Genomic DNA, 12,138 nt, shown 5'->3' with positions numbered 1-12,138 from the left:
GAATCTCAAGTAAATACATTTTCTATTGAATTTAAGACGAAACATTTTTTGGTTTCTAGATAAGATTTTAGGTCAACCTTTAAAGCGGTTGTGTACTCAAACTCACGCAATTTTAGATGCGGAGAATCGAGAATGGTCCAAAGCTGAAAATGCAAAACAATTGAATAAGTTGATTGCACATGCAAAGCAGACCACATCATTCTACAACGATAAAGAAATTAAAACCCTCCAAGATTTCCCTGTAATTAATAAGAATATTATTAGAGAAGATTTTGATGCCTTTTTTTCTTCAAAATTTGACAAGAAGGAATGTAAAATAGCTTCAACAAGTGGTTCAACAGGTTCACCTTTTAGTCTTTATCAAAATCCTGAAAAGGTTTATAAAGTACAGGCTGATAATATTTACTTCTCACAAAAATCGGGTTATGAAATTGGTGATTTTTTAGCCTTTATCAGAATTTGGCCAAAACGAATTGATAGCAAATTGCGTTTTAATTTCTTATTGAAAAACTTTATGCCATGGAACATTTTAAATCTATCAGATAAAGGTATAGAGCAACTCATTTCAAAATTGAATAAACAAAATGAAGAGATTAGTTTTTTGACTTATCCTACAGCTTTAGAAAAGATTTGTAAGTACATTGATGGGTTAGAGCACAACCCAATTCAGTTTAAGACCAAGTCCATAATTACCATGTCAGAAGCCTTAAATGATTATACCAGAAATCAGACAAAACACTATTTTGGTATAACACCTTTGTCGCGTTATTCTAATAACGAAACAGGTATCATGGCACAACAAGTTAGTCCTAACGACCAACGCTTCAGAATTAATGATTCTAGTTACGTTATGGAAGTTCTAGAGTTAGATTCAGACGCTTCAGTACCATATGGTCAACCAGGACGAATAGTGCTTACAGATCTTTATAATTTTGCAACACCTTTGTTGCGTTACGATACAGGTGATATTGGTATTATGGAAGAAGAAAATGGTATACAATATTTCACTAATATTTCAGGTAGAAAGGTAGATCAGCTTTACGATACTAAAGGGAATTTAATTCCATCGCACTTATCATTGCGATTAATGGATTATGGTAAGTTTAGACAGTTTCAGCTCGTTCAAAAAACCAAGACTGAATATCATATCAATCTCAACACTGATACTAAAGTTGATGAAGCCAAAATCATCGCAGATTATAAAGCACATTTTGGTGATGATGCTATTATAAAAATTAACTACGTAAACGAAATACCGCTTTTATCTTCTGGTAAACGACGCGAAGTGGTAAACGAGTACTATAAGTAATTATGCAGTATGCATTAAGTCTAAATTTCTGTCTTTTTCTGTATGGATAGGCACACCATAAGCTAATTTAAAATCTCCAATAGATTTTAAAACCAAAGAAGCACCGCCAATAACCGTATGGTCTCCAATAGTAATGCCTTGGCTCACTGAAGCGCTTAGGCAAATGGAGGAACAAAATCCAATAGTAACATTTCCAGCAATAGTAACACCAGAAGAAAGACTAGAAAAATCAGACATTACAGAATCGTGTCCTAATGATGCTTTTGTATTTAGTAAGGAGAATTTACCAAGCTTGGCATTAGCATTTACAATTGTGCCAGCCATTAAAACAGCACCTTCTGGTACTAATATATCCTCTGCTAAAATTGCGCTTGGATGAACAATCGGAACAAACTCAATTTTCGGAACTATTTTTTTAATACTTCTGTAAATACTTAATCTTAGATCATTATCACCTATTCCGATAACAATACCTTCAATATTAAATTTCTTAATTAATACAGAAAGCGAGTCTAAATTTCCAATGACTTTATGGCCATATACTGTAGAGTTCACAGGTTTATAAGAATCTATAAAACCGATGAGGTTGTAGTCATTATTCTTCAAAATAATGTCTACAATCATTTTAGCATGGCCAGAAGCACCATAAATTACTATATTTTTCATTTCATTAGGTTTTGACAAATTAATTGGTCTAGGGTCAACAATCGAATTGTCAAAGTAGATTTGGTTACGGCTCGAATATATCCAATCATTGCTAAATACAGCAGTAATCACGCTAAACAGTGTAATTTCATCCATTAAATGTGAAAATCTTGTACTATTTAGAGCTATTTTTGCAGTAAATTCTTAGAATTCAATACTTAAGATTTATTCAGTTTATGGCATTTAACAGATCTTTTTCAGTAGAAATAAAACCTAAAAACTTAGCAGTAAAGCTTAATGCAAAAGGTGAACAATCTGTTGTAAAAGGTCATCCTTGGGTATTTTCTAATAGTATTGTTAAGATAAATCACGATGCAAAAACAGGTGATTTAGCTATTGTTTTTAGTAAGAATAAAAACAAGGTTATTGGCATTGGATTATATGATGCCAAATCGCCAATTCGCATTAAGATGATTCATAATGCACAGACCAAAGCCGTTATAAATTCAGAATTTTTCCAACAAAAAATAGAAACTGCTTATCAAAAGCGTGAAGAACTACTTGAAACTAAAACCAATAGCTATCGATTATTGTTTGGTGAAAATGACGGATTTCCAGGTTTAATAGCAGATGTTTATGATACCGTTTTAGTCGTAAAATTGTATTCTGAAATATGGTTACCATATTTAGAGTGGATTTTACAAAGTCTTCAAAAGGTCTCTAATGCTGAAACCATAGTGTTAAGGCTAAGCAGACAATTAGAGAACAGCAGTCATCATAATTTTGCAGACGGAGAAGTGGTTTATGGTGCTTTAGAAAATGAAGTAGTTAAATTTATAGAGCATGGAGTCCATTTTTCCGCAAATGTTTTAAAAGGTCATAAAACAGGCTATTTCTTAGATCATAGAGACAATAGAAGACGCGTTGGTGAGTGGAGTAAAGGCAAAACAATGCTCGATGTCTTTTCATATGCTGGCGGATTTTCGGTACATGCATTAGCAAATGGAGCTACTGAAGTCACCAGCTTAGATATAAGCAAACAAGCGCTTGATGTCGCCAGAGAAAATGGAAAGTTAAACGACTATTCTGGTGTGCACAAAACTATTTCAGGTGATGCATTCATAGAAATGGAAAACCTCATTAAGCAAAAAAAGACTTTTGATTTGGTTGTTATAGATCCTCCAAGTTTTGCCAAGCAACAAAGTGAAATTGAATTGGCAAAGAAGAAATACAAACAGTTGGCAGAATTAGGTGAAAAGCTTACGGCAAAACAAGGTTTGTTGGTGTTGGCTTCGTGCTCATCTAGAGTTACAGCGCAATCGTTTTTCGATTTGAATCAAAATGTATTAAATGGTCAAGATCGACTCTTTGAAACCCTTTTAAAGACAAAGCACGATGTAGATCATCCTGTTGCTTTTCCAGAAGGTGCTTACTTAAAATGTGGATATTATCGCTTTTTAGAATAAAAGTGTTATGCATGCATAATATATTTTAGTATATTTGAATTCGATTGTCGGTTGCATTTGTCACACTGAGCGCAGTCGAAGTGCAGTTGAAACCAAATTAATAAAACGTATGCAAACTAAACTAACCGAACTACTCAATATAAAATATCCTGTAATACAAGCACCAATGTTTTTGGTGTCTAATGTGGCTATGGTCACAGAAGCCATGAAAGCTGGTATAGCAGGTTGTATACCTGCGCTCAACTACAGAACTTTAGAAGAGTTAAGAGCAGCTATTAAAGAGTTAAAGGCAAATAAAGTAGAAGGCGGTTCATTTGGTTTTAACCTTATTGTAAACAAGTCTAACATTAAATACAAAGGGCAGCTTGAGGTGCTTTGCGAAGAAGGTTGCGATTTTATCATTACCTCATTAGGAAGTCCGGAAGAAACCATAAAACAAGCACATAAAGCCGGAATTAAAGTCTTTTGTGATGTTACCGATTTAAGGTTTGCCAAAAAAGTGGAAAGTTTAGGTGCTGATGCAGCTATTGCAGTAAACAACGAAGCAGGTGGTCACAGAGGCAATATGTCACCAGAAGAACTAACGAGTTTACTGAACAAAGAATTATCAATTCCTGTGATTTCTGCTGGTGGAGTAGGTTGCAGAGCAGATATAGACAAAATGTTGAGTTATGGTGCTTCTGGAGTGTCGGTTGGTAGTCCGTTTATAGCATCGGAAGAAGCAGGAGTTACAGATGAATATAAGCAAGCTTGTGTAGATTATGGCGCTGAAGATATTGTAATGACAGAGCGTATCTCAGGTACTCCTTGTACTGTGATTAACACACCTTATGTTCAAAAAATAGGAACAAAATCTACTTGGATAGAGAACTTGCTCAACAAAAACCGAAAGCTGAAGAAGTGGGTAAAAATGATACGTTTTTCAATAGGTATGAAAGCCACTGAAAAAGCTGCCAAAAAAGCCACTTACAAAACAGTTTGGGTTGCAGGACCAAGCATTGAGCATACCACAGAAATACTACCAGTAAAGGATATTGTGACTAAGCTTGTCAATTAAGTTTTGAGAAGTTAGTGTAATTTTTTCTCAACAGTTTTCGATACAAAATTCGTTTAGAATTTTACTCGAACTGATTTGTGATGAAAAAATATTAAGGCTTATAACGTAAAGCAGCCAGTTCTTCTTCTCTCTTTTTCTTTTTACGCTTACCTGTAAAAATATTAAAGGTATAACTTGCCGAAAGTCCACCCAACATGGTAGAAATCATCTCACTGTTGTCAAACTTTCCTGAAATTATATTACCATCGTAGAACTCTTTTGCAATACCAGCTAAAGAAGACAAACCGAAACTAAACCAAAAGGCTTTGCTCTTATTTTGGGTTTTAGAATATATATAAGCATACGTTCCGCTTGAGATGGCAGCACCAACTGCAAAATGTAAACCGTCATCTTCTAAGGTAATCTGTGCTGAACTGACACTAAAACAGAACAGCATAAAGCATAAAACTATAGTTTTCATAGGTGTAATAGATTGGTTGAGCGTAAAATAACCGTTTAGATATGGAATGCTCAAAATTCTCGGTAGGACTTATATTTTTACGATAAAACGGTTGGGTTTTCCTTCATTTTTCGAAAAATACGTAAGGTTACGTATTGACTTGTTGCTTAAAAAAAGTGAACTTAGCTCACCTGTGCTGAACTTGTTTCTGTATTAATCGATATAGTTCATTGAAACGGAACTATATCTTAACGTTGGCCAAAATTTTGACTCCAATATTTATAATAGATCTGAAAACAAAAATAACAAAGATGAAACGTCCAATTCTTGCCATTCTAGTTCTAATATTATTTCTTTTCGTTAGTTGCGATAAGAAGGCATCAAAGACAATTATTAATATAGATGATGATAAAATCGGAATGATTGGATATGGTTCTTTAATGTCAAAGCGTAGTATGGAAAGAACTTTGAATCGTCCTTACAATGATTCCGTATTTATTGTTCATCTTCAAAATTATCAAAGAACTTGGAATCATTTTCGTTCAATGGATGGACTACCTAATGATCTGTTCTACATTAATAAAAAAGATACAATTCCATTTAAAAATGAACTAGCATTGAACATTGAGGAATCCGAAAACGATAGAATGAATTGTGTATTATTTTTTATTACCCCTGAGGAATTGACGGAATTTGACAAACGAGAATTCGGGTATAAAAGAATTGATGTGACGGATAGAATTGAAGAATATGAAATTAGAGGCACGAAAGTATATGCCTATCAAGCTGATGATAATCACATCTACGAGTACCAAAAAGATGACAATACATTTTTACCAGACTTCTATGTGAACACTGTGATAAATGCATGTGATAGTATTGGAAAAGAATTCAGGGAAGAATTTGAATCTTCAACAAAACCTTACGACAAAAATAAAGTGATCTCTCCATCAGATGTTTATGTAAAGCCCAAAAAATAAACGTTGGCTAACAACGTGTAAGCCCAATAACGGTTGAATTTCCAAAATTCAACTCGTTTTGCTAAATTAGGTGCGTCAGCGGAATGTACTTGCGCACTTTCACGTTACTGACACTTACACAAAACCAGATAAGCACCATACAAAATCCTCTCCCTAAAAATGCCATAGAACGAAACCAAATTAATTAATCACTAAACAACAAAGATTATGAAATATCTAACCAACCAAAAAATTTTGTTCGTAATGCTTTTTGCATTAGTTCTAGGGCTTCAAAGTTGTAAACAACAACCTAAGGAAGACATTAAAGAAGTAGAAAAAGAGGTTATTATTAAAGCTGAAAAGCCTGAGTATTTTCTGTTACGACCAGATGTAGAAAAAGCATATGGCTATTCTCACGCAGTAAAAATTGGAAATGACATTAAAATATCTGGAGCAGTAAGTATGGATGATGAAGGTAACCCAACAGCTGTTGGTGATATAGAACAACAAATGAAAAACTGTTATGCCGACTTAGCAAAAATATTGAAGCACTTTGGCTGTACTTTTGATGATGTAGTTAAAGAAGATATTTTTACAACTGATATGGCATCAATGCTCGAAAAATCTGCCTACAGAGCCGAAGTATACAAGAACGGTTTTCCTACTGGTTCTTGGTTAGAAGTGAAAGGTTTGGCACTTCCTGAGTTTATGGTAGAAATAGAATTGGAAGTACATAAATCGGAATAGCGTTACAAATTTTTAGATTTAAACCTTTGGCACTGAATTTGTTTGTAACAAAACACAAGATTTTACTACCAATAAGTAAAATGAGGTTTAACTTAAAAAAGAAAAATTATGATTCAGTATAAAGGAGCATTAGTATTAGGAGCATTAATTGGTGCAGCAGCAGGTGTGTTATTAGCACCAGATAAAGGCAGTGTTACCAGAGATCATCTTAAAAAAGAAGGCAAGGAGATAAAAGACAAACTTGTAGATGATTTTACAGAAGTAAAAGACGATTTGTCTAAAGCCGCAAAATCAGGTAAAGACAAGTTTAAAGAAGATATGAAAGACTTTGCTTCTAAAGCCAGTTACAAAACAGAAGAAGCCATCATCTTTTTAGAAAAACAATTGGCTATTCTTAAAGAAAAGAATAAGACCTTACAGCAAACAAGTTAGTAATAGAAGCCACAATTAAATTGTGGCTTTTTTATTTCCGTTATTGCGTGCGCAGCGTGGCAATCTTTTAATTGAATTTGTCATTCTGAATTTATTTCAGAATCTGAAACGAGTTCAGATTTGCAGCTTATGTTATCTCCGTCAGTTCGAGTGAATTTTATGAGTGAAAGGAATAAAATTTGTATCGAGAACCAAGTAAGTAATACTTCTCGATAGAATTTTTTCTGGCTTCGACTATGCTTAGTCAATAGAAAATCACTCGAAGTGATGATACCATTAACCAATAACTCTAAGCAATTCAGCTTTTATACTTTGCCATTCTTCTTTTAAAATGCCATAACAGCATGTACTGCGTCTGTAGCCATCTTTCATAAGTACATCTCTGCGAAGAATACCTTCTAAAGAAGCACCAAGTTTTTCAACAGCGCGTCTCGATTTATTATTGCGTTGGTCAATTCTAAATTCTACTTTTTCAAACTCAAGGGTTTCAAAAGCATACTGTAGCATCAAAAATTTCATGTTCACATTCAATCCAGTCCCTTGAAATTCGTGCCCAATCCATGTCCAGCCAATATGCAGTAATTTGTTTTTCCAATTGATGAGCCCAAAACGTGTTGAGCCAGCATAGGTTTGGGAAGCTTTATCAAATACAATAAACGGAATAACAGTTTTATGGTAGTAGCCATCTACAGCCACTTGCACATAATCCCTTAGTTTTTCTGGTGTAGAAATATCAGAAGGTGAGTAGTAGATGAGGTCTTTTTGCTGAGCAATACTTTCTAAATGTTTGTAATTACTTAAGTCTAGCAGACTTAGTTTTACACGGTTGTTTTCTAGGGTTGGTGCTTTCATAGTTACTTCCTATTGAAATTGGGATTTTTTTTAATTCATTATATCGTCAGTTCGAGTGTTTTGTGTCATGCTGAGCGCAGTCGAAACAGATACAAAATGTATCGAGAACTTTAGTAAAATTGCTTCTCGATACAATTCTTCATCCTTCAGAATCACTCGAAGTGACGTTATCATCAAACCAATTCATTAATATAATCTACATTAACCACATGCTTACCTTCAAAAGGAAGAATTGTTAGTTTTTCACCAAAGAGTTCTTCCGCACGTTGCGATTCTTGCGCTATTCGTTCAGCATCTAAATATTCGTCTTCTGTACCGTAAATGAGTTTTACCTTCATTCCTGCGCAGGCAGGAATCTCATCTAAGTATTGAAAATCTTTAGCAGTTAATTCCTTAGGAATGCCACCAGAATGTAATACCAATTGTGAACATTGTAATTGTCGTTTAGCCAAATAACGCATAGCAACACTCACGCCTTGTGAGTAACCTAAAACAATAAGATTAATATCTTCAGGAATATTTTCAGCTTCAAAAACAGCATCAAAATAATTAAGAATGTTTTGCATGCCGCTTTCGGTATTGTCTCTTGTTAACCAGTTGGCACCAACATGCATTTTTGGTTGTATGTAATATTTGCTAGGTGCTTGTGGAGCTATAAAGTAGTTTTCTTCAGCATTTAGATGTTTAAAATAACGCAAAAAGTAACGGCTTAGGTAACCCATACCATGAAACACAAACCACACATTTTTAGTGTTTTCGGTTAGTGTGTTTAGAGTAGAGTAGGAGTTGCGCGTTGTATATGTGATTTCTTTTTCTTCTGAATTCATTATTCTTGGTAGTTTCAGTATTTTTGTTATCGATTTTAAAAATACATTTTTTCTATGCAACTATCTAAAGAGGAAATTCTAGCAAAGGCCAATGCTGTCAGTAAAAATACTTTATTGGAAACCTTAAGCATAGAGATGATAGACTTTGGTGAGGATTTTTTGGTGGCCAGAATGCCGGTAACTCCAAAAGTACATCAACCAGATGGTGTTTTGCATGGTGGAGCTACTGCAGCATTAGCGGAGAGTGTTGGGAGTTTTGCATCGCACATTTTTATAGATTTAGAGCAGTATTTTGTTAGAGGTTTAGAGATTACAGCTAATCACCTAAAGAGTGTGAAAGAAGGTTATGTGTATGCGAGAGCTACATTTTTACATAAGGGTCGTACCACACAATTGCTAGATATTAGAGTTACAGACGAGCAGGATAATCTAATCTCTATTTGTCGATTGTCTACCATTTCATTACCACTTAAAAAGTAATAGATGACTCAAGATTCTTTTTTTGAAACTTTAGAGCGTCAATACCAAAACCAACTGCCTTTTGTTGTATATAGCAGAGCAATTAATTCTATTATTAAGTGCTGGTTACAAAATGACGATTCCCTGTATACCACATCAGACTTTACAGAAAGTGGATTTGTATTTGCACCTTTCGATTTAAATAACAAGAGTATATTACTTCCTGAAACTGAATGTGAGCATCTTACTTTAGAAATCTCTAATTTAGATTTAGATGAAGATTTTAAAACTACAACTATTGAGAACTATGGTGAGGAACAGCATGTGCAGCTCGTTTCAAAAGGTATAGATGCTATAAAGCAAGGAGAATTATCTAAAGTTGTGTTATCTCGTAAGGTTGAAAAAAATATAGTAAACACAAATCCACTTACCATTTTTAAACGCCTTTTTAATACCTATAAAAATGCGATGGTGTATTGTTGGTATCACCCAAAAGTAGGGTTGTGGTTAGGCGCAACACCTGAATTGTTATTCAAAGTAGAAGGCAAACAACTCACAACAATTTCATTAGCCGGAACACAACCTTATTCAGAAAAAGATGAAGTCTCATGGACAAACAAGGAATATGAGGAGCAGCAGATCGTAACCGATTATATTACAAAACAGATAGAGCCTCATACAAGTGATATAAAAATTTCTGAAGTTGAAACTGTAAGAGCAGGAAATCTCTTGCATTTAAAGACCTATATACGTAGTAGAATAAAAGCAGAAAGTAGCTTAAAATCTGTTATAGAAGCCTTACATCCTACACCAGCAGTTTGTGGTTTTCCTAAGGAAGCGTCTAAGGAATTCATTCTTAAAAATGAAAATTATAAACGCGAATATTATACAGGGTTTTTAGGAGAATTGAATTTAAAAACCTCTAAAACCAGAAATACTAACCGACGTAATGTTGAGAACAATGCCTATGCTGTAGTAAGGAAGCATTCTAATTTTTATGTCAATCTGCGTTGTATGCAATTAAAGGATGAAAAAGCAATGATTTATGTAGGTGGAGGAATTACTAAAGACTCAGTTCCACAAAACGAATGGGAAGAAACCGTAAATAAAACTAAAACAATCGTTAACGTTTTAAGTTAAAACTAAGAGAATCCTTATCTTTGTTTTTTGATGAAATACTCTAAAATTCCCTTATCCCAAACGGTAGTTACACTATGCAAAACGCATAATGTTAAGCATATAATTATTTCGCCAGGAAGCCGAAATGCACCTTTAACCATAGGTTTTACACACGATGATTTTTTTAGCTGCTATAGTATTGTAGATGAACGTTGTGCTGCTTTTTTTGCGCTTGGTATTGCACAGCAAATACAAGAACCAGTAGCTTTAGTATGTACGTCTGGTAGTGCGTTGCTTAATTATTATCCTGCTATTTCCGAGGCGTATTACAGTAATATCCCTTTACTAGTTTTATCGGCAGACAGACCAAAACATTTAATAGATGTAGGAGATGGACAAACCATAAAACAGAAAAATGTTTATGGAGAGCACGTATTATATAGCACCAACCTAAAATTAGATTTAAAAGATAAAGAACATAAATCTACAGATGATGAGTTGCCAATAATGCGAAGCATTGAGAATAAGCTAGAACGTTTCTTAGGTCTTCAAAAAGACATACAATCTTATAACGAGTCTGAAATACATGATGCTATAACCGTTGCAAGATTAAAGTCAGGTCCAGTTCATATTAATATTCCTTTTGATGAGCCTCTTTATGAAACTGTTGGTGAGCTAAGTATTAATCCTAAACCATTTAGTATAGCTGACCGTACAGAGAAGATAGATGAGTTTGAAATAAAAAGTCTATTAGATGTCTGGCATTCTGCAAAACGAAAAATGATTCTGGTAGGTGTATTGCAACCAAATTCTATAGAAGAACAATGGTTACAAGAGTTAGCAGATGATGATAGTATTCTGGTTTTTACTGAGACCACATCAAATTTGCATCATCCTGATTTTTTTCCTGGAATTGATAAAATGATTGCTCCGCTTGATGAGGAAGCGTTTCAATCATTACAGCCAGATATCCTTTTGACATTTGGTGGTATGATTGTTTCAAAAAAGATTAAAGCTTTTTTAAGGCAATATAAGCCAGAAGATCATTGGCACGTAGATTTGTTTAAGGCAAATGATACCTTTTTCTGCTTAGATAAACACATTAAACTTACACCAAATACGTTTTTAAAAACCTTTTTACCACAAGTAACACATCATACTAAGAGCGATTATAAAGCAAACTGGTTGAAATTGAGACAAAAGCGTAGAAAGCTTCATGATGACTATTTAAAGACTATTCCGTATTCAGATTTTACGGTTTTTAATACGTTGCTAAAGAGTATTCCAAAGCAAAGCCAATTACAGGTTGGTAATAGCTCTGCGATACGTTACACACAATTATTTCAATTAAGAAAAGATATTACTGTTTTTTGCAATAGAGGAACAAGTGGTATAGATGGTAGTACGAGTACAGCAGTTGGTGCTGCAGTGGCTAATAAACAACGTACAACCTTTATAACTGGTGATTTAAGTTTCTTCTATGACAGTAATGCACTTTGGAATAATTATATACCAAATACCTTTAGAATCATTGTTATTAATAATGAAGGTGGAGGTATTTTTAGGATTTTACCAGGTCATAAGAATACTGAAAACTTTGATACATACTTTGAAACCAAACATCATTTAACCGCTAAGCAACTGTGCGAGATGTATGGTTTTGAATATTCTAAAGCAACAGATGAAAAATCTTTGGATGAAGGATTGGATAAATTTTACAATGTTTCAAAAAAACCAAAACTTTTAGAAATTTTTACTCCATCGACTATTAATGATGAGGTGCTTTTAAATTATTTTAAGTTTATAAAGTAATTTAACAGTTAAAAA

Annotated in this window: 13 protein-coding genes; 9 read left to right on the top strand and 4 right to left on the bottom strand. The window is 33.9% G+C overall.

The window, feature by feature from the left end; all coding sequences use genetic code 11:
• Positions 1–25: 25 nt before the first annotated feature.
• Positions 26–1,309, top strand: a complete 1,284-nt coding sequence (locus ACXAFS_RS07920) for a phenylacetate--CoA ligase family protein (protein ID WP_475306268.1) — start codon at positions 26–28, stop codon at positions 1,307–1,309.
• On the opposite strand, the gene ACXAFS_RS07915 is transcribed toward ACXAFS_RS07920, so the two are convergent.
• The gene (locus ACXAFS_RS07915; protein WP_475306267.1) at positions 1,310–1,975 is read right to left on the bottom strand and encodes an acetyltransferase; all 666 of its coding nucleotides are present in this window, start codon (positions 1,973–1,975) and stop codon (positions 1,310–1,312) included.
• Positions 1,976–2,190: 215 nt separating this feature from the next.
• On the opposite strand from ACXAFS_RS07915, the gene ACXAFS_RS07910 reads away from it, so the two are divergent.
• Both ACXAFS_RS07910 and ACXAFS_RS07905 read left to right on the top strand, forming a co-directional pair.
• Positions 2,191–3,420, top strand: a complete 1,230-nt coding sequence (locus ACXAFS_RS07910; protein ID WP_475306266.1) for a class I SAM-dependent rRNA methyltransferase — start codon at positions 2,191–2,193, stop codon at positions 3,418–3,420.
• A gap of 109 nt (positions 3,421–3,529) precedes the next feature.
• Complete coding sequence (locus ACXAFS_RS07905; RefSeq protein ID WP_475306265.1) at positions 3,530–4,477, top strand: NAD(P)H-dependent flavin oxidoreductase; 948 nt, start codon at positions 3,530–3,532, stop codon at positions 4,475–4,477.
• 91 nt (positions 4,478–4,568) lie between these two features.
• Here the strand turns inward: ACXAFS_RS07905 and ACXAFS_RS07900 are convergent, their stop codons facing one another.
• Positions 4,569–4,937: a hypothetical protein gene (locus tag ACXAFS_RS07900; protein WP_475306264.1), complete on the bottom strand. Its 369-nt coding sequence runs from the start codon at positions 4,935–4,937 to the stop codon at positions 4,569–4,571.
• A 290-nt stretch (positions 4,938–5,227) separates the two neighbouring features.
• On the opposite strand from ACXAFS_RS07900, the gene ACXAFS_RS07895 reads away from it, so the two are divergent.
• The 3 genes from ACXAFS_RS07895 (at position 5,228) to ACXAFS_RS07885 (ending at position 7,054) form a co-directional block, all read left to right on the top strand.
• Positions 5,228–5,896 carry a gamma-glutamylcyclotransferase family protein gene (locus ACXAFS_RS07895; RefSeq protein ID WP_475306263.1) on the top strand — a complete coding sequence of 223 codons (669 nt, stop codon included), beginning with the start codon at positions 5,228–5,230 and terminating at the stop codon, positions 5,894–5,896.
• A gap of 207 nt (positions 5,897–6,103) precedes the next feature.
• Positions 6,104–6,622: a RidA family protein gene (locus ACXAFS_RS07890; protein ID WP_475306262.1), complete on the top strand. Its 519-nt coding sequence runs from the start codon at positions 6,104–6,106 to the stop codon at positions 6,620–6,622.
• 108 nt (positions 6,623–6,730) lie between these two features.
• Positions 6,731–7,054 carry a YtxH domain-containing protein gene (locus ACXAFS_RS07885; protein ID WP_475306261.1) on the top strand — a complete coding sequence of 108 codons (324 nt, stop codon included), beginning with the start codon at positions 6,731–6,733 and terminating at the stop codon, positions 7,052–7,054.
• Between the two features lie 276 nt (positions 7,055–7,330).
• On the opposite strand, the gene ACXAFS_RS07880 is transcribed toward ACXAFS_RS07885, so the two are convergent.
• Positions 7,331–7,906 carry a GNAT family N-acetyltransferase gene (locus ACXAFS_RS07880; protein WP_475306260.1) on the bottom strand — a complete coding sequence of 192 codons (576 nt, stop codon included), beginning with the start codon at positions 7,904–7,906 and terminating at the stop codon, positions 7,331–7,333.
• 173 nt (positions 7,907–8,079) lie between these two features.
• A complete protein-coding gene (locus ACXAFS_RS07875; RefSeq protein WP_475306259.1) occupies positions 8,080–8,733 on the bottom strand; it encodes an alpha/beta hydrolase in 654 nt (217 codons plus the stop codon).
• A 54-nt stretch (positions 8,734–8,787) separates the two neighbouring features.
• Between ACXAFS_RS07875 and ACXAFS_RS07870 the strand changes: the two genes are divergently transcribed.
• The 3 genes from ACXAFS_RS07870 to menD are packed head-to-tail and all read left to right on the top strand — an operon-like array spanning position 8,788 to position 12,123.
• Positions 8,788–9,213: a PaaI family thioesterase gene (locus tag ACXAFS_RS07870; protein ID WP_475306258.1), complete on the top strand. Its 426-nt coding sequence runs from the start codon at positions 8,788–8,790 to the stop codon at positions 9,211–9,213.
• Positions 9,214–9,216: 3 nt separating this feature from the next.
• Positions 9,217–10,332 (top strand): chorismate-binding protein, encoded by a 1,116-nt coding sequence (locus ACXAFS_RS07865; protein ID WP_475306257.1) that lies wholly within the window; start codon positions 9,217–9,219, stop codon positions 10,330–10,332.
• Positions 10,333–10,362: 30 nt separating this feature from the next.
• Positions 10,363–12,123: a 2-succinyl-5-enolpyruvyl-6-hydroxy-3-cyclohexene-1-carboxylic-acid synthase gene (menD, locus tag ACXAFS_RS07860; RefSeq protein ID WP_475306256.1), complete on the top strand. Its 1,761-nt coding sequence runs from the start codon at positions 10,363–10,365 to the stop codon at positions 12,121–12,123.
• The last annotated feature ends 15 nt before the right edge of the window (positions 12,124–12,138 follow it).

Source organism: Winogradskyella sp. ABM4_392, from assembly GCF_056160445.1.
Note: the sequence above shows the minus strand (reverse complement) of the source record. Positions and strands in the feature narration are given on the sequence as shown.

Excerpts from the sequence above, each read along its gene's own strand:
- ACXAFS_RS07875 (WP_475306259.1), bottom strand. The coding sequence starts at position 8,733 with ATGAATTCAGAAGAAAAAGAAATCACATATACAACGCGCAACTCCTAC.
- ACXAFS_RS07905 (WP_475306265.1), top strand. The coding sequence starts at position 3,530 with ATGCAAACTAAACTAACCGAACTACTCAATATAAAATATCCTGTAATA.
- ACXAFS_RS07865 (WP_475306257.1), top strand. The coding sequence starts at position 9,217 with ATGACTCAAGATTCTTTTTTTGAAACTTTAGAGCGTCAATACCAAAAC.
- ACXAFS_RS07885 (WP_475306261.1), top strand. The coding sequence starts at position 6,731 with ATGATTCAGTATAAAGGAGCATTAGTATTAGGAGCATTAATTGGTGCA.
- ACXAFS_RS07895 (WP_475306263.1), top strand. The coding sequence starts at position 5,228 with ATGAAACGTCCAATTCTTGCCATTCTAGTTCTAATATTATTTCTTTTC.
- ACXAFS_RS07880 (WP_475306260.1), bottom strand. The coding sequence starts at position 7,906 with ATGAAAGCACCAACCCTAGAAAACAACCGTGTAAAACTAAGTCTGCTA.
- ACXAFS_RS07900 (WP_475306264.1), bottom strand. The coding sequence starts at position 4,937 with ATGAAAACTATAGTTTTATGCTTTATGCTGTTCTGTTTTAGTGTCAGT.
- ACXAFS_RS07915 (WP_475306267.1), bottom strand. The coding sequence starts at position 1,975 with ATGAAAAATATAGTAATTTATGGTGCTTCTGGCCATGCTAAAATGATT.
- ACXAFS_RS07890 (WP_475306262.1), top strand. The coding sequence starts at position 6,104 with ATGAAATATCTAACCAACCAAAAAATTTTGTTCGTAATGCTTTTTGCA.
- ACXAFS_RS07870 (WP_475306258.1), top strand. The coding sequence starts at position 8,788 with ATGCAACTATCTAAAGAGGAAATTCTAGCAAAGGCCAATGCTGTCAGT.
- ACXAFS_RS07910 (WP_475306266.1), top strand. The coding sequence starts at position 2,191 with ATGGCATTTAACAGATCTTTTTCAGTAGAAATAAAACCTAAAAACTTA.
- menD (WP_475306256.1), top strand. The coding sequence starts at position 10,363 with ATGAAATACTCTAAAATTCCCTTATCCCAAACGGTAGTTACACTATGC.